This window comes from Ensifer sp. GW823-FHT05D09 (genome assembly GCF_058795755.1).
In genome coordinates this window covers 35,141-54,466 of record NZ_JBXAIA010000013.1, presented here as the reverse complement: position 1 = coordinate 54,466, position 19,326 = coordinate 35,141, and the positions used below count along the sequence as shown (strand labels likewise).

The window sequence follows — 19,326 nt, the reverse complement described above, 5'->3', positions numbered from 1 at the left end:
ATGAACATCGCCCTCGAAGCACCATACCTGCCGCTAGCCGGCAAGCGACTGCGGCAGGAAACGTCCCGCGACGACCGCATCAAGTTTGGCCTCATGGCCGTCATCGGGCTCTACCTGATCGTCGCCCTGGGTGCGCCGCTTTTCGTCATGCTGTCGAAGTCGCTGTCGACCTATCGCTTCGATCTCGCCGCTTTCGAGTTCCAGGTCAGCGACGAAACGGGCGCGAAATGGGGCCCGGTCGTGACAGCGGATGCGCTCAACAGGAAGCTTGGCGCCGTGGCGGAAGGTGACCTTGCGAGCAGTACTGATGGCCGGCTCGCAGCCACCAAGTTCTTCCCGGACTTCAGCTTCCGCAGTCCTGTCCAGTACCGAATTCGTGGCACCACGGATGATGCTGCGTTTCTCGCCGGTTCGACGTTGGAGAAGGGCACCGAATGGCGTGAGTATGATTCAGGCACCTTCCGGCGCATTATGCTGCGGCCGGCACGCACTCTCGGCCTCGACAATTTCAAGACCTATTTTTCGACGCCGGCACTTGCCCGCTCGATCTACAACTCGGTCCTGATGGCAACGATCAGTACGGTGGTGACGATCTCCATCGCCTTTGCTCTCGCCTACGGGTTGACGCGCAGTTGCATGCCGCTCAAAGGTCTGTTCCGCGGCATCCTCGCCATACCGATCCTCGTGCCGTCGCTCTTGCCCGGAATCGCGCTCGTTTACCTCTTCGGCAATCAGGGCATCTTCAAGGATTGGCTTCTCGGCTACTCGATCTACGGCCCGATCGGCATCGTCATTGGCTCGGTGTTTTTTACCCTACCGCACGCCTTCCTGATTATCCTGACCGCGCTCTCCATCGCAGATGCCCGCCACTACGAAGCCGCTGCATCGCTCAAGGCCAGCAAGTGGCGCACGTTCACGACCGTCACCTTACCAGGCGCACGCTTTGGCATCGTCTCTGCCGCATTTGTCGTCTTCACGCTTGTCATCACCGACTTCGGGTTGCCCAAGGTAATCGGCGGTCAATACGGCATGCTTGCCGTCGATATCTACAAGCAGGTGATCGGCCAGCAGAATTTCGAGATGGGTGCGGTCGTTTCGGTCATTCTGCTGGTGCCCGCCATCCTCGCCTTCGCCGTGGACCGCCATATGCAGAAGCGCCAGGTGGCGCTGCTTTCGGCGCGGGCGGTGCCCTATGTGCCCAAGCCCAATGTCCGCATGGACGGCATCTGTCTTGCCTTCGCATGCCTCGTCAGTTTCTTCATCCTCGGCATGATCGCCATGTGCCAGATCGCAGCGGTCGTGAAGTTCTGGCCCTACGACCTGACGCTGACCGCGAAGAATTTCGCCTTCGACCTGATGGACGGCGGCGGCTGGACGGCCTATGCCAACTCGATCAAGCTTGCGTTGCTGACGGCGTTGTTTGGTTCGGTGATCGTCTTCGCCGGCGCCTATATGGTGGAGAAGGCGGACGCTTTCCGCTTCGGCCGGAACGTCTTCCATTTCCTGGCGATGATGCCGATGGCCGTGCCGGGCATGGTGCTCGGACTTGCCTACATCTTCTTTTTCAACAATCCGGCCAATCCGCTGAATGCCATCTACGGGACGATGACAATCCTCGTCGTCTCGACGGTCACACATTTCTACACGGTTGCACACCTGACGGCGCTAACGGCGCTGAAGCAGATGGATCCGGAATTCGAATCCGTCGCGGCCTCCTTGAAGCAGCCCTTCCATCGGCTGTTCTTCCGGGTAACTTTACCTGTCTGTATGCCGGCGATCCTCAACATCGCGATCTATCTCTTCGTCAACGCCATGACGACGGTCTCTGCGGTGGTCTTCCTCTACGCTGCCGATACCAAGCTTGCCTCGGTCGCCGTGCTCAACATGGATGATGCGGGCGACATCGCGCCGGCGGCAGCCATGGGCATGATGATCTTCTACACCAACGTCGCCGCCAAGCTCATCCACGCGCTGTTCGCCCGTGGTCTCTTGGCCCGAACGCAGGCCTGGCGATAGGCTGAGCTGCCGCTGGCGGAGCATTCCACTTCGCCCGCGCGCCGCCGCTTCTGGTAAGTCGAACGTGGGGAATTGAGGCCGATAACGTCGGTCACACGAACGGTTTTGATGTCGTTTGCGGAAACCGAACGAGGATGCCGACCGAAAAACTTCAATGACGAGTTCGTTGCGATCGGCGGCATCGTCCCACATCGAAATCGCGGGTCGTCATGTTGCGGTCATCTGGTTGACGTACCAGCGAACGTAGCGATCGACATTCGCCTCCTTGGTCGGCGAATAGGGGCCGGGCTCGAAACCGGGGGAGGTGACGCCGAACCATTGGCGGCGGCAGATTTCCCAGTCTTCCGACATCACCTGGTGATGAAAGGCGGCAATTGCTTCCGGATCGTAGTCGCGTCCCTCGACGGCATTTTCGTCCACGAGCCAGTAACCCCGCACGATGGTCTTCGTCGGCGATACCGGCGTTATGCGCACGGTATGGGCATAGTCGGAATTGGCGTGGCACCAGAAATTGATGTTGGTGTTGGCGCGCGCGGTGCCCATGTCGGCATCTGTAAAACCTGCCATCAGCACCCTGCAAACCACCTGCCCATCAGGGCTCTCGGTGACCATGCCCTTTCGCACAGGCGTGCGATTGGCGCGGAACCATTCCGCTGTGTTGTTGGACGAGGTGTTGACGCGCGCAACGTCGAGACCGGCTTTCTCCCAGCGAAGTCGACACTCGCCCAACCGCTCGGCAATTTCGTCCTGGAGATCGGGATTGTCGTTCTCCGTGTCGTACTGCACGGAGACATACCCATGGTGATTGGCCTCGCAGTGATAGCACTCGCGATTGTTCTCGACGACGATTTTCCAATTCACATCGAGTTCATAATCACGGATCAGGGCGACCTTGGCCCGTGCCATGCCCTGTGATTTCAAGATTGGCGACAGATGGTCGCGCAGGTCGTGGAAAGGGGAGGGTGTGTCGGCGAGGTTGACGAAGACAAGCCCATCGACCTCCTCCACACATACCTTCTTCAGCCCATGTATCGTCTTGTCGAAATCCTCACCCATGATCGGCGCCCCGATGAGCCGTCCATCATGCGCGTAGGTCCACGAGTGATAGGGACAAACCAGTCGGGCCGACCGACCCTTCTCCCCGGTACAGATGATGGAGCCACGATGGCGACAGACGTTGTGGTGTGCGTGCAGTCTGCCATCGCGATCACGGACCACGACGACCGGCACCCCACCGGCAGTGAACGTCATGTAGTCGCCCGAATGGGTAAGCTCCACGGAATGGCCTGCGAAGAACCAGCTGTTGCGGAATATAAGCCGTTGCTCTTCGGCGAAGACCTCGGGATCCGTATAGAATGCGCCGGGCAGGCCGGAGCCGGGACGATATGCTTGCAGCCAATGGACGTTCATAAGAATGCCTCCAGTATACTGAACCGAGGGCATTGGAGCTGTTCTTGCCAGGCAGGGCAAACGCGATTACCTTGGGGAAAGGATTAGAAAAATTAAGGGTGACATGGCGTCCGCACACTTGCCGCTGAATTGGCTTCGAGCCTTCGAGGCCGCCGCGCGGCTCGGCAGTTTCGCCGGAGCCGGCGCTGAACTGAACGTCACACCGTCTGCGGTGTCGCAGCACGTTCGAGCGCTGGAAGGAAGGCTCGGCAAGGCTTTGTTCGCCCGCCATGCCAATGGGGTCAGGCTGACGGATCGCGGCCGGCGTTATGCTGAGGAGCTTGGCCGGGCTTTCGCTGCGATCGACGAAGCCAGCCGCCGGATTGCCGGGCATGGCGCGCGCGAGATGCTCGTCGTGCACGTGCCCACGTCGTTTGCCAGTCAATGGATTGCACCGCGGCTCGACCTTTTTCGCGCCAGCCACCCTGACATCGACCTCAGGCTGACGGCACTCGACCAGGGCGAAGACAAGGTCGACGCCACGATCGCCTTCGGACTGGGCAACTGGCCGAAGCATGATGCCATGCTCCTGCTGCGTGACGAGGCATTTCCGGTCTGCGGACCCAAATATGCCGAGGCGCTCACTGACCCCCAGGACCTGGATGGCCATGATCTGCTGCATGTGCCCGGATATGCTGAAGATTGGGACACTTGGTTCACGCATGCGGGCGTAAACGGCGTCGATACCTCGTCAGGGTCGTTCTTCGATCAATCGATCATGGCAATACGTGCAGCCGTGGAGGGAAAGGGCGTCCTGCTCGGCCGTGCAGCACTTGTTGAGCGTGAGCTTTCGAGTGGCTTGCTGGTGGAGCCTTTCGGTGTCCGGCTTCAAGCCGCCGGGTCATACTGGTTCCTGACGTCAGGGCCCAAGGCAAGACTGCCGAAGGTTATGGCGTTTCGGGATTGGCTGACCGAAATGACCTCAAGCTAGCGGGCCTCAAGAAAATTGACCGCCACTTGCCTCGCGCGTCAAAGACCGAGCGGTTGCGAAGAACGCGTGGATTGACTTGCTGTTGCGGCGATCCTTCAGGCAGATCAGCTTTTCATGCATCGAAAGGGGTTGATGTTCGAGCGCGATTTTTACCAGCCGCGGATCGTCGTCGAATTCAGCCTCCGAAACGATCCCAAGACCCGCGCCGGCGGCAACGATCCGCCGGACGGCTTCGCGGCCTTCGGCCTCAATTGCAAAGCGCAGGGGCACGCCTTGTGCCTCAGCGAGCTTCTCGAACATCTGCCTGGTGCGTGAACCCTGCTCACGCATGACCAGAGGCCATGCGCTCAACGCTTCGAGGGGGACACTCTCCCGTGTCGCAAGCGGATGAGAGCGCGCGGCGAAGAGAACGACGGGAGAAACATTGAGCGGAAAAACGTCAAACGGGCGCTCGTCGAGCAGTTCGCCGAGGACGCCGATATCCACGTCATAGGCAAGCAGTGCCTCCACGATGCTGTGAGAATTGCCGCCCACGATCTTGATCTGGATACCGGGAAACCGCTCCCGGAAAACGGTAAGGACGTCGAGCACATGATCGACCGAATCGGCGGCAATCCTGAGTACGCCCGCCCGCAACGATCGTTCCTCCTGCAGGACGTCGAGCGCCTCGCCTTCGGCATCAAAGAGGCGGCGGGTCGTCACAAGGAGCCGGGCGCCCGCGGGAGTCAACTCGATTTGCCGGCGTTTTCGCACAAACAGGGCAACGTCATATTCCTCTTCCAGCCAGCGCACCTGGTCAGAGATCGCAGGTTGCGTGAGGTGCAATGCGCGCGCCGCCATGGAAAAGCTGCCGGTGAGAGCCACGTGATGGAAAGCCCGAAGCTGGACATAGCGCATGATAGGACAAGACCGTTGGCGTGAGAATTCGTTATATCGATAAAATCTTAATTCGGTTAGATAATATCGATTTTGTTCCGCTTCCGATAGATGCGATAGTTTACGCGTCCCAGCACGATGTTACGTCGATCGGAGAGAAGATGAGCGCCACAGCATCCGCATTGGTTCACACGGAGGGCGAAGCCAACACCTCGGTAGCAAGGGGGATCTGGAACGCTCGGGTAAGCGATGAGCGGACGACATCCCTGGTGACACGGGACGCAGACGCGTTTCTCCACCAGAGCCTTTCCAGCCCCTGCCTGACGGCTATCGCCAAAGCGGAGGGCATCTGGATCGAGGATACCGCCGGCCGCCGCTACATGGACTTCCACGGCAACAGCGTCCACCATATCGGTTACGGGCATCCCCGCCTGAAACAGGCGATCAAGGCCCAGATCGACGACTTGTGTTTCGCACCGCGACGTTTCACCTGCGAACCCGCCGTCGAGCTTGCAGAAACACTGGGTCGACTGGCGCCTGGCGATCTCGGCAAAGTGCTGTTTACCACGGGCGGTTCAGATGCGATCGAGGTCGCGCTGCGACTTGCGCGCGCTGCCACGGGCCGCTTCAAAACACTGTCCTTCTGGGACGCCTTCCACGGTGCCGGTTTCGGCGCATCGAGCGTCGGCGGCGAGGCCACCTTTCGCTCTGGGATCGCCGGACCGCTGTTGCCGGGCGCCGAACACGTCGCGCCCTGGGCCAACCGTCATTGCGCCTATGGCCAGGACACGCTCGAAAGTTCTGCCCGCGCCTGCGCCAGCATGGTCTCCTACGTGCTGGCCCGCGAAGGCGATTTTGCCGCGCTGGTCGCCGAGCCCATGCGGGCAACGCCCAATCCGCCGGCGCCCGGCTTCTGGAAACAGGTACGCGAGGCTTGTGATCGGCACGGAACCTTGCTGATTTTCGATGAAATTCCCACGGGCCTCGGCAAGACCGGGCGCTTTTTCGCCTGCGAGCACGACGACGTCGTCCCCGATATACTCGTACTCGGTAAGGCACTCGGCGGCGGCATCCTGCCGATCGCCGGCGTAGTCGCCCGGCGCGATCTCGACGTGGCGGGTGACTATGCGATCGGCCATTACACGCATGAGAAGAACCCGGTGACGACACGCGCGGCGCTGACCACCATTTCGATCATCATCGAGGAGGGACTTGCGGAGAGGGCGGTCGAACTTGGGGGGTATGCGATGGAGCGGCTCAGCGCATTCGGCGAACGCTGCGAGGCTATTGGCGATGTCCGCGGCCGCGGCCTGCTCTTCGGTGTCGAGATCGTTCGCGACCGCGCAGACTTTGCGCCCGACAATGCGCTTGCGGAACGCGCCTATTATCGCTGCCTGGAGGCGGGGTTGAGCCTGAAGATCAGCGGGGGCAATGTCATGACGCTCTCGCCACCGCTGGTGATCACGCGCCAGGAGCTCGACCGGGCTCTGACGATTGTCGAGCAGTCGATCCTGGCGGGCTGACCGAACCGGTAGTGGACAAATCAGGAGCATTGCCATGAAAGCCATTCGAACGGACCAGGAACTCGAATGTCGGGAAATCGACGCGGGACTGCGCGCGCGTGGTGTTGAGCTCGTCACCTTGCCCGATGGCGTTTCGCAGGACACGCTGATGCGCGAGGCGGCGGATGCCGATCTGCTGCTGACGTGCTACACGCCGATCACTGCCGGCATTATCGCGCAGTCAAAGCGCCTGAGGGGTATTGTCAAATATGGCGTCGGTATCGACGCAATTGATATATCGGCTGCCATGGCGCGAGGCATACCTGTCGTCAACGTGCCGGACTACGCTGAGGAGACCGTTGCTGAAGCGGCCTTTGCATTCATGATCGCGCTTGCCCGGCGCCTGCCGGAGGTCGGCCGAGCCATGGAGCGCGACGGCTGGATCTGGCCGGAACGGCGCTGGCTGGGACGCGACATCGCGGGCGCGACAGTCGGGTTGGTTGGAACCGGAAGGATCGGCCGCAGCATGGCGCGCATGGCGGGAGCCGGTTTCCGGGCGCGCATTCTCGGCTACGACCCGCATGTTGACGCGTCGGTGATGGCAGGATGCGGAATCGAGAAGGTCGACGATCTTCACGCGATGCTGCGGCAGAGCGATTTCGTTTCGCTGCACACCGTTTTGAACGCATCGACGCGCCATCTGATCGGCAGGGCGGAGCTTGCCTGCATGAAATCGACGGCGGTTCTGGTCAACGTTTCGCGTGGGGCACTCATCGACGAGGCGGCGCTGGTCGAAGCGGTGCTCGCAGGTCGTCTCCAAGGCGTCGCGCTGGACGTCTACGGTCAGGAACCTCTGGCGAAGGAAGGGCATCCCCTCAGCGCACTCTTCGGACGCCCCGACATTATCCTCTTTCCGCACCTGGCCTTCTTCACCAGCGAGGCGATGCAGCGGCTTTCGGAGGAGACGCTGGCCCGTTGCTTCGAGCTCCTGGATAGCCGGCCTGTGACAATCCGGTCGCACGACCCACGCCTGCGTGCACAGGAGCGCAACGTCCTGTTCGTTTGAGGCAATTTCCCAGCTATTCGGCAGGGCATTGCAATCGCTGTAACGGTGAGGCGCATGATGCATAGCGGGAAAGCCTTCAACCTTCTCGCGGGTCCTGCTCTGTCGAACAATGGTGTGGCGGATGCCCGGACAGAGCGCGGGCGTCTTATGCGATCAACACCGACGCTCCGGAGTTGCGCGACGCAACACTCATTTTCTCCATTTTTTACGCATTCCCGACTGAAAGCCGTTGCGCACTATTCTTGAAAATGACCTAGGCGACACGACGCTCCTCCAAGATCATTCGTCTCTCCTCGCCGCCCGCAAGGGTGCGGCGTCGGCGCTCCAGTTCTGCCGTGCGCGTGTGCTGCGGCGTACAGCCGTAGGTCTCCCTGTAGGTCCGGGAGAAATGCGACGCCGAGGAAAATCCACAAGCCACAGCGATCTCGAAGACCGCAAGCGACGAATTGACGAGAAACAGGTGCGCGCGCTCCAACCGCATCTGGAGATAGTAGCGTTTGGGGGAGCGCCCCATCTCCCGCTTGAACAGGCGTTCGACCTGGCGCCGCGACAGGCCTGTCGATGGTGTCATATCGGCAAGTTTCAACGGTTCGGCTATGTTTGCCTCCATCTGCTCGATGATGTCGATCAGCAGACGGTTGTCGATGCCGACGCGGGTCTGAAGCGGCAGCCGCTGGCGTTCTCCAGCCCCGCGAACGTGCTCCGACAGCGCCACTTCGCAAACGCGGTTTGCCACGTCGCGGCCCAGGTCGTCTTCGACGATGCGCAGGAACATGTCGAAGGGGGCATTGCCGCCGGCGCAGGTATAGAGTTCGCCGTCGATCTCGAATGCCGTCTGGCGGGCTTTCGTTTCGAAGAACCGCTCGGAGAAATCAGGAAAGTGTTCCCAATGTACGGCACAGCGACGCCCGTCTAGCAGGCCGGCGCGTGCAAGGCTGTAGAGGCCGCCTGCGAGCCCGGCGACGGGAATCCGGCCCCGCCGCGACATGCGCAGCCAGCCTTCGGCCTTTCCATCCGCTGGAGGAACAGCACTGCCGCCGCAGACAACGGTCATGTGTGGACGATCTAGCTGCTGCAGTCCGTCCTGCTCCGAGGTGAGCGCTCCATCGGCCGCCATGCGCATTCCGCAGCTTGACCGCGCCGGTTGGCCGTCGCGTGTCAGCATACGCCAGCTGTAATAGGGCCTGCCCATCACGTCGTTGGCGAGCCGCAGCGGCTCGAGCGCGGAGCTGAATGCGTGCTGGTTGTAGCCGTCGAGAAGGTAGAAGGTAAACCGGCGGCCTTGTGTGCATGCCTTTTGCACTGCTCTGCCTCCCTTTGAGTTCATCAGCGCTCGGGACATAATGCAAATAATAGTTACATTATGCAACATAAATAGACTTTCAGGCCCGTAATTTCGCGTGACCGGGCGATGTCGTCGGCCTCACTGTGCAAAACACAACTCAATCAGGCGACGACTCGCCGTGGGAGGCACATCTTGTCAAAACGCCAAAAATGATCGCAGATAACAACATGTCAGATAGTCAAAGCGCTCGCGCCCTCGCTCCCCGCCGCCATGGCGAGATCCTCCGCCGGCTGGTCTCCGATGGCACTGTCAGCATTACTGAGCTTGCCGACCATTTCGATGTGTCGCGGCAGACGATCCGGCGTGACCTGAAACATTTGGCCGAGCGCGGCCAGTTGGATCTTGTTCATGGCGGGGCGACGTTGTTTGAGTCGACCGAAGCTGCCTTCACCGAAAGGCGAGGTGAGAACGCATCGGCTAAGGCATCAATCGGCCGGGCCGCGGCTGCGCTCGTGCGCGACGGCATGGTGGTATTTCTCGACTCTGGCACCACCACGCTCGCCGTGGCACATGCACTGGCGGACCGGAAAGACCTAACGATTTGTACAACTTCGCTGTCAATCGCGCTGCAGATGTGTCGTCAGCCGCAGGTGCGGGTGCATATGCTCGGAGGCGAGATCGACCCGGCGGAAGAGGCGGCCGTCGGCATTGATGCACTGGAGGCAATCAGCCACTTCCGAGTGGATGTGGCGTTCCTCGGTGGCGGCGGATTGTCTCCTGATGGCGAAGTGACGGACTTTACCCGCAACGGCGCGGAGCAGCGCTCCCGCATGACGGCGACGGCGGGCAAGGCCTATTTCGTGCTCGACAGCTCGAAGTTCGGCCGGCTGACTCCGTTGCGGATTCCAAGATTCGAGCTCGCAGCCGGAGTGATCGTCGATCGGCGCCCACCGGAGGCGATCTGCGAGGCGCTGAAGCGCAAGGGGCCGATCGTGATCGTCGCAGAGTGACGTGATGTAATTTTTTGTAACATTCTGTCTTGTTCTTTGCGCCTCTGTTGTTATGGTGTGGCCTTCCATGGCATCGGGAGGTCGTTTCATGGCTCAGAATTTTCCAACGCATGCACAGGTCGTCATCGTCGGTGGCGGTATTATCGGCTGTTCGGTCGCCTATCACCTGACCAAGCTCGGCTGGACGGACGTCGTACTCTTGGAGCAGGGGCAATTGAGCGGCGGCACCACCTGGCACGCGGCCGGCCTCGTCGGCCAGCTGCGTAGCCATGCGAACATGACGAGCCTGATCAAATATTCGACGCAGCTCTATAGCGAACTGGAGGCCGAAACCGGGCTCGCCACCGGTTGGAAGAACTGTGGTTCCGTTTCGGTGGCGAGGTCTGCCGACCGCATGACGGTGCTGAAGCGCACCGCCGCGTCTGCGCGCGCCCAGGGCGTTGCCATCGAGGTGATCTCGCCGAAGGAGGCCCAGGATCTCTGGCCGGTGATGGCGATCGACGATCTGGCGGGTGCCGTCTGGTTGCCCGGCGACGGCAAGGCCAACCCAACCGATCTCACGCAGTCACTGGCAAAGGGCGCGCGCAACCGCGGCGCTCGGATCATAGAGCGCGTCCGCGTCACCGGGATTTCTGTTGCCGATGGGGTCGTGACCGGCGTCGAAACCGACCAGGGAACGATCTCGGCCGAGATCGTCGTCAACTGCGCCGGCCAGTGGGCGCGCAAGGTCGGGCTGATGTGCGGCGTGTCGGTGCCGCTGCATTCGGCCGAACACATGTATATCGTTACCGGCAGGATCGAAGGCGTGCATCCGGATCTGCCGGTGATGCGCGATCCCGACGGCTATATCTACTTCAAGGAAGAGGTCGGGGGGCTGGTCATGGGCGGTTTCGAGCCGGAGGCGAAACCGTGGGGCATGAAGGGCATTCCCGACGATTTTGAATTCGCCTTGCTGCCCGACGACTGGGACCAGTTCGAAATCCTGATGCACAGCGCCCTGCAGCGCGTGCCGCAGCTGGCGACAGCAGAGGTGAAGAAGTTTTACAACGGTCCTGAAAGCTTTACGCCGGACAACAACTTCATGCTCGGCGAGGCGCCAGAGCTGAAGAATTTCTACGTCGGCGCCGGCTTCAACTCGATGGGCATTGCCAGTGCCGGGGGCGCCGGTCGGGCGCTTGCCGAATGGATCGTCAACGGTGCGCCGACCATGGATCTGTGGCCGGTGGATATCCGCCGCTTCGCAACCTTCAACAACAATCCGCGCTGGCTGCATGACCGCGTCAAGGAGACGCTGGGGCTGCACTATGCCATGCCCTGGCCCAACCGCGAGCTGGACACGGCGCGGCCCTTCCGCCGCTCGCCGCTCTATGACCGGCTTGCGGCCAGGGGCGCCTGCTTCGGTTCGAAGATGGGCTGGGAGCGCGCCAACTGGTTTGCGACCGAGGGAGAAAAGCCGGTCACGGACTATGCCTTCGGCCGGCAGAATTGGCACGAAGCGGTCAAGCGCGAGATGAAGGCGACGCGCGAGGCGGTTGGCATCTTCGATCAGACGTCCTTCGCCAAGCTTCTCATCCAAGGCCGGGATGCCGCAGTCACCCTCAATCGCATTTGCGCCGCCGATATCGACGTTGCCATCGGCCGGTCGATCTATACCGGGCTCCTGAACGATCGCGGCGGCTACGAGAGCGATCTGACGGTCATGCGTCTTGCGACCGACCGCTTTCTTCTCGTCACCGGTTCGGCGCAAGCGGTGCACGACGCGGATTGGATTCGCAAGAACCTGCCGGCAGACGCCCATGTGTCGCTCACCGACGTTACCTCGGCCTATTCAGTCCTGGCGTTGATGGGGCCTAAGTCCCGCGATATTCTTACCCGTCTTACCTCTGCCGATCTTTCCAACGAAGGCTTCCCCTTCGCCACGATCCGCGAAATCGATATCGGCTACGCCACGGCCTACGCCAACCGCATGACCTATGTCGGCGAACTCGGCTGGGAGTTGATCGTCCCGACGGAGTTCGCCGTCGGTGTCTACGAGGCGCTGCATGATGTCGGGCGCGATTTCGGGCTGACCGATTGCGGCTATTATGCGCTGGAGGCGCTTCGGCTGGAAAAAGGTTATCGCGCCTGGAGCCGTGAGCTGACGCCGGATATCACACCTTATGAGGCCGGTCTCGGCTTTGCCGTGTCGCTCGATAAGCCTGATGGTTTCATCGGCCGTGAAGCGCTCGTGGCGGCGAAGACGAAGGGCACATCTTCCAAGCGCATCGTGCAATTCACCGTGGACGATCCCTTGCCGATGCTTTGGGGCGGCGAATTGATCCTGCGTGACGGACAGCCGATAGGGGAAGTCCGGTCGGCCGCCTACGCCCATACGCTCGGCCGCTCCGTTGCCCTCGCTCTCGTCGACAATCCCGCAGGCGTCGACCGGGCGTTCCTGGAAACCGGCCGTTTCGAAGTTGAATTGGCCGGTGACAGCTTCGCTGCAACGGTGCATCTTTCCCCCGCCTATGACCCGAAAGGTCTGAGGGTGAAGGTGTAGGGCGAAGCGCGACGCGCACCGTCGACGAAAGCGTCGAGCGGCGGCTGCCGCGCCACTAAATGTGCCGAGCCAGGAACGACGTCTTGTCCAACCCGAAAGTACCCGTTGGTATCGTCGCCGCGCTCGGCATGACCCTGATCATCGGCTAAGGCAGCCTTCGTTACAGATTCAACATCCCGGCGCCTGGTGTGGCGCCGGGCAGCGGTCGCCGCCATACGCGATCGTCCGACCCGTGATGCTGATTGTCAGGTTTTTCCGACCGGTGGTCGCACGCGCCACTACAATCGCCGTTGTTCGGGTACCGAGGAACACCACCATGCCTTCTTCGACAAGCGCGGCCGCCGTCCGCCCGAACGCCTCGTTGACGGACATATTCTTTTGGCTGCCCGCTGTGAGGGCCAGTTCCTTCGTCTGAAATAGAGGGCACTACCCAGGACGAAGCCGAGTTGGCCGCGCTCCGCCAGGTATTTCATGTGACGGCGAACGGTTTCGCGAGACACGTCGAAAAAATCAAATGCTCCGTGATACTCACCGAGCGTCCGTGGCGAGGTGCTTCAAAATTTCGTCGTGGCGGCGCGGCGCGAGTGCCCACGAATGTAGCGAATGGGACATGCCGCCAATGTGGCGGCATGCCCGCCCCGCGCAGGGAAATGTTGCAATTTGTGGCGCCGGCCCGCTCGTGTCGCATCTACAGGCGGATGCGCTCACCGGAAGGATCATAGGCGCAGCGTTCGACGGCCGTCGCCCTGCTGAGGCGGCCAAATGCTTCCACTTCGATTTCACTGAGCGCCATGTCCTCGCCCTTCAGATATCCGAATACGAGCGAAGCGCCGACGGTGTGTCCGAAATCGCCGCTAGTGGTCATACCAACGATGCGGCCGTCCACCGACATTGCTTCGCCGCCATAGACCGGCAGAGGCTCATCGAGCCGGAAGCAGGCAAGTTTGCGTGCGATACCGGTCTCCTTCTGTGCGACGATCGCATCGCGGCCCTGGAAGTTGCCCTTCTTCATGGACACCGCAAAGCCCAGCCCCGCCTCCAAGGGTGTGTCGTCGGGAGTGATGTCGGCGCCCCAATAGAGGTAGCGTTTTTCCATGCGCAGGCTGGAGATTGCCTTGTAGCCGACGTCGGCTATGCCGAACTCGGCGCCTGCGGCCTTCAACAGTTCGTAGACGTATGCCATGTATTCGGTCGGCACATGGAGCTCCCACCCGAGTTCGCCGACATAGGTGACGCGTGCGGCCATGACCGGAGCCCAGCCGATGCGGATGTCGCGACACGTCATGTAGGGGAAGGCGTGGTTACCGACGTCGTCTTCACTCGCTTTGGCAAGGACATCGCGCGACAACGGGCCGCAAACGTTGATGACACCATAGGCGCCGGTTACATCCTGTACGTGAACAGAGCCGTCGCGCGGCATGTGTCGGCGGATCCAGCCGCCATCGCGCGTGCCGAAGGCCGAGCCGGTTACCACATGGAACCGATCCTCGCGGCGGCGCATGATCGTAAGGTCGGCTTCGATTCCGCCGCGCTTGTTGAGGAGCTGCGTGTAGATCACCGCGTTTTCGCTGCGATCGACGTTGGCGGCTGCCAGCCATTGCAGGTAATGAAGAGCACCTGGCCCTGAGACCTCGAACTTGGAGAAGGACGATTGGTCGACCAGCGCCACGCCCTCGCGCACCGCCCGATGCTCCCGACCGATGACCTCGGCATAGGGCGCGCGCTCAAAGGTTTCGAGCGGCGGTTTTGGCTCGCCGGATTTCAGGAAGTAATTGGGGCGTTCCCAGCCGAACTTCACGCCGTTGACCGCCCCTTTCGCCGTCAGGGCCTCGTAAAGCGGCGACCGGCGCAACGGTCGGCAAGCCGAACGTTCCTCTTCCGGCCAGGCGACGGCGTAGTATTTCGAGTAGGCCTCGATGGCACTGTCGCGCAGGTAGGCGAGCCCGCCGTGCGGGTTGCCGAAGCGGCGCAGGTCGAATGCCCAGAGGTCCATGCCCGGGTCGCCCTCCAGAATCCAGTTTGCCATGGCACGCCCGGCACCGCCCGAGGCCGCAATCCCGGACGTGAAGCCGCAGGCAACGAAGAAGTTCTCGAAGTCGCCCGCAAGGCCCATCACCGGCTCTCCATCGGCCGAAATCGGTATGGGACCGTTAACGACCGAGCGCACGCCGAGCTCGTTCAAGATCGGAATACGGTTCGATGCGCCTTCGATCACCTCGGCGATGCGCTCGAGATCATCGGCGAACAGTTCCTGGCCGAAGCTCATCGGCAACTTGCCCAGGCCGTAGGCGGCGCGCGTTTCTTTCTCCCAACCGCCGATCACCATAGCGCCCGGCTCCGGCTTGACGTAGAAATTGGCATCGGGGTCGCGAAGCGTGGGCAGGTCGTCCGGTACCAGCGGTGATTTCTCGGTCACGAAGTATTCGTGCTCGACCACGGTGATCGGCAGGTCGATGCCCGCGAGTTCACCGAGCTGACGTGCCCACAGGCCGGCGGCATTGACCACGACCTCGCAGCCAATGTCACCTTCAGTGGTCTTCACGGTCGTGATGCGGCGATCGTCAATGGTAAACCCGGTTACGGTAACGCCCTCAACGATGCGCACGCCGCCTGCCCGGGCACCCTTCGCATACGCATGGGTCAACGAATAGGGGTCGACGTGGCCGTCCGAGGCAATCCAGGTAGCACCGCGCAGCCCTTTGACGTCAACAAGCGGAAACAGTCGCCGGATCTCGTCCGGACCGACCAGTTCCATGTCGAAGCCGTAACTTTTCGCGGCGGTGTGGGCGCGCTTCAATTCCTCCCAGCGGGCATCGGACGCGGCCAACCGGAGGCTGCCAACGTTCTTCCAGCCGACGTCCTGTCCCGTATCCGCACCGATCCGGGCGCAGAGATCGGCGCTGTACTGCATCAGGCGGGTAAGATTCACCTTGCTTCGCAACTGCCCCATCAGTCCGGCTGCATGCCAGGTCGAGCCTGCGGTCAACGCGGTCTTTTCCAGGACCACCACATCTTTCTCTCCGGCCTTGGCGAGATGATAGGCGATGCTGGTACCGATGGCGCCTCCGCCGACGATGACGATGCGGGCGTGCGAGGGAACTTTGCTAGACATATTCCGCCTTTTGGATGGAGCTTAAGACAACGAAAGATTGCTCGTCTGCTCGTTGAGACGGCTCCTGCCGACGCAACGCTCATTCGTCAGGGTGGAAGACGAAACCTCGTGAAAGCCCGCGGGAACAATGGCCACCAAACGTGTCCTTGCCGCCGGACTTCGGAGCGCCTCCTGGCAATGGCCGGAGATGTCGTGGGGGGGGCGGACCATGCAGGAGCCGCAGATCCTCTACTGGCAGCTCAAGGCGAGTCCGTGATGCACCTTCGACGAAATCTCGGCCGACTGGATTTGAGGTTACAGGTCAGCAGGTCAGCCGCGCAAACGCGAATACCTTTGGGTCAGCGCAAGAAAATCTAATGGTCCTTGCCTTATCGTTGTCTTTTCATGAATTCTTTCAAAAACTTGAATGTGCACTCCGCTTGGCGGGCGCGGCGAACACACCAGATATGACCCTGAGCTACTCTCCTGCCTGTTGCCCCTTCTCGGAACGGGACCAACAGCCTCAATCTTGAACACGACCGGATGCCCTTTGCCGCAAGCCGTCGGTTTAAGGCCGCTCCGCGACGGCTGGTTTCGGCCGTAGGCGTCTACCGTCGCGACGTGAATGCGGGGCAAGCGCGTCGAGAAATCTCGCAAGTCATCGAGAGTTAACGCAACACGCTGGACTTCGCGCCTTCATTGCAAATGAGGCACCCGATCGCATTCCAGTTCGCGGAGAAGCTGGCGGAGATCGCGCCATGCGGACGTGGCGAGACGCTTGATCGCCGGCGATCAGGGCAGGCGGGCTAGATGGCCCACTGCGCCGGCCTCTGTCAGTTCCGACAGGGCCAGCGACTGGTCCAGATGCCGCGCGCGCCAGGCTAGCAGCCGCTCTGCGCATTCGAGCCGAACAGACAGCCAGGCCGGGTCGTCGGCGAGGTTGCGCGTTTCGCCCGGATCATTGGCGAGATCGTAGAGCAATGGCGGCAGGCCGGCACCGAAGTGCACGTATTTAACCGTCTCGGTGCGGACGACGGACAGGTTGAGGGCACGTGAGCCCAGACCGAAATGGGCCTCGGCTGTCCCCTTGGCGATCGAGCGGAAGTCGTATTCCCAGAATGCGGCGTCGCGCCAGGTATCGGGTACTGCGTTATCGAGGAAGGGCTTCAGCGACTGGCCGTCGAGATGCGGCAGAGCCTTGCCGCCGATAAGGTCGAGCAAGGTTGGCATAATGTCCACCGCACTGGTGAAGCGATCGACTTTCGTGCCAGCAGCCTGCGCACACCCAGGCGCCCTGATGATGAGGGGGATGTGGTAGCTGCCATCGAACCATCCGCCCTTTCCGAGCATGAAGTGGTCGCCCATCATCTCCGCGTGGTCTGACGTGAGGATGATGATGGTATCGTCCCAGACGCCTTTGTCCTTTATGCCTTTCCACATGCGACCTAGCTGAGCATCGACCTCCGATATCATGCCGTAGTAGAGCGCACGGATCCTGCGAAACTCGTCCTCGGTCCAGTCGGCGACCTTGCCGGCAGCACCAGGGATGAAGCCCGACTTGTTCTGGTGGTGCTCGAGATGATAGGCGAGGAAGGGGTGATGTGCCTTTTCCGCGTCGACCGTGGAAGCGCGATGATAGCCTGGCCCTTCTGCCGGGTCGTACATCGTGTTGAACGGCTCGGGTACGATGAATGGCGGATGTGGACTGAGGAACGAGACGTGGGCAAACCAAGGCTCGCCTTCGTCCTGCTCACCCAGCCAGCGCAGGAATTCGCCGACAAGGAAAGCCGTAGGCGTCTCGTCCGTGGAATAGGCGGGAACGGCGTTGCTGACCTCCGGGGCATCTGAAGCAGTTGGTCGATGGACGGCGGGGAAGCCGGCGCTGGAATCGATGCCGCGGGCCGCAAGCCAGGACAGCCAGGCCTTCTGATGCTCGGGCAAAAGCTGGCGGGTGGTGAAACCGGGCAGAACTCCCTCATAGCTGCGCAGAAACGGGTCGGCGGGCGCATGGTTGCGCGGGTCGGGTGCAACATCAGTATACCCGAAGAGCGTTGGGTCGTAGCCGGCCCTGCGGGCAGCGCGGGCAATGTTATCGTGGCGGTCGTCGAGCGGCGTGCCGTTGCGGCAGACCCGATTGTTCATCTGGTAGAGGCCGGTGTAGAGGCAGGCGCGCGCCGGTGAGCAGGGCGCGGTACCTGCATAGTGGCGCTGGAACAGCACGCCCTCTCGGCCTAACGCGTCGGCATTGGGCGTTTTTACGACGGGATGACCAACTGCGGAGAGGCTGTCGCCACGCCATTGATCGCACGTAATAAGAAGAATGTTTGGCCGTCCACTCTTGTTTGCCACGCTCACTCCCTGGAAATTGAATCGGGGTCAGCTAAGCCAGATTCATCCTAGTATACAAGCGTCTTCATACCCAATGTTACATGCTGAGTGTTAGCCACCTGACGGCAGCAAGCAGAGGCCGACGACGTTCGGGTCCACGTCGCCGATGACAGCCTCTACATCGCCTTTCAGGTGAAGGGTTGGGTTCAGCCTCGTTCCTGCAAATGTGCCATGAACACTTCTGTCTGTGTCCCGTGGCCTAGGCACGCGGCGGCTGGCGAAATGTCCGCTAATTCGCCAACTGCCAATATGTGTTGAAATCAAGCTATAGCGCGCGCGGGAGACATGATCGCATGCATCTCGCCGTATATCCCCGCAGCAATGTCGGTGCGCGTCATCGCCATATGCAGATTGGCCGTGACGAAGCCGGTCGGATTTCCGCAATCGAAAGTACGGCCGGCGAATTCGAACGCACGGATCTCCTGATTTGCCATCAGCGTGATCATGGCGTCGGTCAGTTGGACCTCGCCGCCAGCACCCGGCGTCTGGTTCTCAAGGATCGAGAAAATCTCGGGCTGCAGGATGTAGCGGCCGGAAATGAACAGGTTGCTCGGCGCCGTGCCCGGGGCAGGCTTTTCCACGAGGCCGTCGACCAGCGCGCCCCCCATCGTCTGCCTCAGGGAAACGATGCCGAACTTGTGGGCCTCTTCCGGCAGGCACCGTTCTACGGCCACCACATTGCCACCGTGCCGCTGGTAAAGATCCGTCATGGATTTGAGGCAAGGCTCGTGATCGACCATCAACATGTCAGGCAACAGAACCGCGAAAGGTTCGTCGCCGACGATGTGACGCGCAGTCCAGACGGCGTGTCCAAGGCCACGGGCCTGTTGCTGGCGAACGAAAGAGATGCTTCCGGCATCGGGCGTCGCCGTCGCCAACTGGTCGGCAAGCGGGTTTTTGCCGGCCTTGCGAAGGGTGGCGTCAACCTCGAAAGCGTGATCGAAGTAGTCTTCGATTGCACCTTTCATGCGACCGGTGACAATGATCACGTGTTCGATTCCTGCGGCAAACGCCTCGCTGACGATGTAGTCGAGGATGGGGCGGTCGACGATCGGTAGCAGTTCCTTGGGAACGCATTTCGTCGCCGGCAGCATTCGGGTGCCGAATCCGGCAGCCGGGATGATCGCCTTGCGCACTTTGTTCGGGATCTTTGCGTTTTGCATGTTCACGCCT

General features: G+C 61.3%; 12 protein-coding genes. 6 read left to right on the top strand and 6 right to left on the bottom strand.

Features of this window, described 5'->3' with window-relative positions:
- Complete coding sequence (locus AC1Q80_RS27655) at nucleotides 1-2,016, top strand: putative 2-aminoethylphosphonate ABC transporter permease subunit (RefSeq protein ID WP_209789865.1); 2,016 nt, start codon at nucleotides 1-3, stop codon at nucleotides 2,014-2,016.
- 207 nt (nucleotides 2,017-2,223) lie between these two features.
- On the opposite strand, the gene AC1Q80_RS27650 is transcribed toward AC1Q80_RS27655, so the two are convergent.
- Nucleotides 2,224-3,426: an aromatic ring-hydroxylating oxygenase subunit alpha gene (locus AC1Q80_RS27650; protein ID WP_492362516.1), complete on the bottom strand. Its 1,203-nt coding sequence runs from the start codon at nucleotides 3,424-3,426 to the stop codon at nucleotides 2,224-2,226.
- Nucleotides 3,427-3,529: 103 nt separating this feature from the next.
- On the opposite strand from AC1Q80_RS27650, the gene AC1Q80_RS27645 reads away from it, so the two are divergent.
- A complete protein-coding gene (locus AC1Q80_RS27645) occupies nucleotides 3,530-4,396 on the top strand; it encodes a LysR substrate-binding domain-containing protein (protein WP_492362515.1) in 867 nt (288 codons plus the stop codon).
- A gap of 6 nt (nucleotides 4,397-4,402) precedes the next feature.
- On the opposite strand, the gene AC1Q80_RS27640 is transcribed toward AC1Q80_RS27645, so the two are convergent.
- The gene (locus AC1Q80_RS27640; RefSeq protein WP_173422054.1) at nucleotides 4,403-5,293 is read right to left on the bottom strand and encodes a LysR substrate-binding domain-containing protein; all 891 of its coding nucleotides are present in this window, start codon (nucleotides 5,291-5,293) and stop codon (nucleotides 4,403-4,405) included.
- A 140-nt stretch (nucleotides 5,294-5,433) separates the two neighbouring features.
- On the opposite strand from AC1Q80_RS27640, the gene pbfA reads away from it, so the two are divergent.
- Both pbfA and AC1Q80_RS27630 read left to right on the top strand, forming a co-directional pair.
- Nucleotides 5,434-6,795 (top strand): (R)-1-hydroxy-2-aminoethylphosphonate ammonia-lyase, encoded by a 1,362-nt coding sequence (gene pbfA, locus AC1Q80_RS27635; protein WP_492362514.1) that lies wholly within the window; start codon nucleotides 5,434-5,436, stop codon nucleotides 6,793-6,795.
- Between the two features lie 34 nt (nucleotides 6,796-6,829).
- Complete coding sequence (locus tag AC1Q80_RS27630) at nucleotides 6,830-7,840, top strand: 2-hydroxyacid dehydrogenase (RefSeq protein ID WP_492362513.1); 1,011 nt, start codon at nucleotides 6,830-6,832, stop codon at nucleotides 7,838-7,840.
- A 253-nt stretch (nucleotides 7,841-8,093) separates the two neighbouring features.
- Here AC1Q80_RS27630 and AC1Q80_RS27625 read toward each other — a convergent pair whose 3' ends face one another.
- Nucleotides 8,094-9,143, bottom strand: a complete 1,050-nt coding sequence (locus AC1Q80_RS27625) for a GlxA family transcriptional regulator (protein WP_492362512.1) — start codon at nucleotides 9,141-9,143, stop codon at nucleotides 8,094-8,096.
- Between the two features lie 191 nt (nucleotides 9,144-9,334).
- On the opposite strand from AC1Q80_RS27625, the gene AC1Q80_RS27620 reads away from it, so the two are divergent.
- Entirely contained in the window at nucleotides 9,335-10,135 is an 801-nt protein-coding gene (locus AC1Q80_RS27620; RefSeq protein ID WP_492362511.1) for a DeoR/GlpR family DNA-binding transcription regulator, read from the top strand.
- Between the two features lie 88 nt (nucleotides 10,136-10,223).
- On the top strand, nucleotides 10,224-12,674 hold the full coding sequence (locus tag AC1Q80_RS27615; RefSeq protein WP_492362510.1) for a GcvT family protein: 2,451 nt from the start codon (nucleotides 10,224-10,226) through the stop codon (nucleotides 12,672-12,674).
- 688 nt (nucleotides 12,675-13,362) lie between these two features.
- Here the strand turns inward: AC1Q80_RS27615 and AC1Q80_RS27610 are convergent.
- The 3 genes from AC1Q80_RS27610 to AC1Q80_RS27600 all read right to left on the bottom strand — a co-directional run bounded on the left by AC1Q80_RS27610 (nucleotide 13,363) and on the right by AC1Q80_RS27600 (nucleotide 19,316).
- The gene (locus tag AC1Q80_RS27610; protein ID WP_492362509.1) at nucleotides 13,363-15,786 is read right to left on the bottom strand and encodes a GcvT family protein; all 2,424 of its coding nucleotides are present in this window, start codon (nucleotides 15,784-15,786) and stop codon (nucleotides 13,363-13,365) included.
- Between the two features lie 771 nt (nucleotides 15,787-16,557).
- The gene (locus AC1Q80_RS27605; RefSeq protein WP_492362508.1) at nucleotides 16,558-18,114 is read right to left on the bottom strand and encodes an alkaline phosphatase family protein; all 1,557 of its coding nucleotides are present in this window, start codon (nucleotides 18,112-18,114) and stop codon (nucleotides 16,558-16,560) included.
- A 299-nt stretch (nucleotides 18,115-18,413) separates the two neighbouring features.
- Nucleotides 18,414-19,316, bottom strand: coding sequence for a UTP--glucose-1-phosphate uridylyltransferase (locus AC1Q80_RS27600; protein ID WP_492362507.1), 903 nt, complete (start codon nucleotides 19,314-19,316; stop codon nucleotides 18,414-18,416).
- Between the last annotated feature and the right edge of the window lie 10 nt (nucleotides 19,317-19,326).

Coding starts and splice junctions, on each gene's coding strand:
- AC1Q80_RS27615 (WP_492362510.1), top strand. CDS start 10,224: ATGGCTCAGAATTTTCCAACGCATGCACAGGTCGTCATCGTCGGTGGC.
- AC1Q80_RS27655 (WP_209789865.1), top strand. CDS start 1: ATGAACATCGCCCTCGAAGCACCATACCTGCCGCTAGCCGGCAAGCGA.
- AC1Q80_RS27620 (WP_492362511.1), top strand. CDS start 9,335: ATGATCGCAGATAACAACATGTCAGATAGTCAAAGCGCTCGCGCCCTC.
- AC1Q80_RS27650 (WP_492362516.1), bottom strand. CDS start 3,426: ATGAACGTCCATTGGCTGCAAGCATATCGTCCCGGCTCCGGCCTGCCC.
- AC1Q80_RS27645 (WP_492362515.1), top strand. CDS start 3,530: ATGGCGTCCGCACACTTGCCGCTGAATTGGCTTCGAGCCTTCGAGGCC.
- AC1Q80_RS27630 (WP_492362513.1), top strand. CDS start 6,830: ATGAAAGCCATTCGAACGGACCAGGAACTCGAATGTCGGGAAATCGAC.
- AC1Q80_RS27610 (WP_492362509.1), bottom strand. CDS start 15,786: ATGTCTAGCAAAGTTCCCTCGCACGCCCGCATCGTCATCGTCGGCGGA.
- AC1Q80_RS27600 (WP_492362507.1), bottom strand. CDS start 19,316: ATGCAAAACGCAAAGATCCCGAACAAAGTGCGCAAGGCGATCATCCCG.
- pbfA (WP_492362514.1), top strand. CDS start 5,434: ATGAGCGCCACAGCATCCGCATTGGTTCACACGGAGGGCGAAGCCAAC.
- AC1Q80_RS27640 (WP_173422054.1), bottom strand. CDS start 5,293: ATGCGCTATGTCCAGCTTCGGGCTTTCCATCACGTGGCTCTCACCGGC.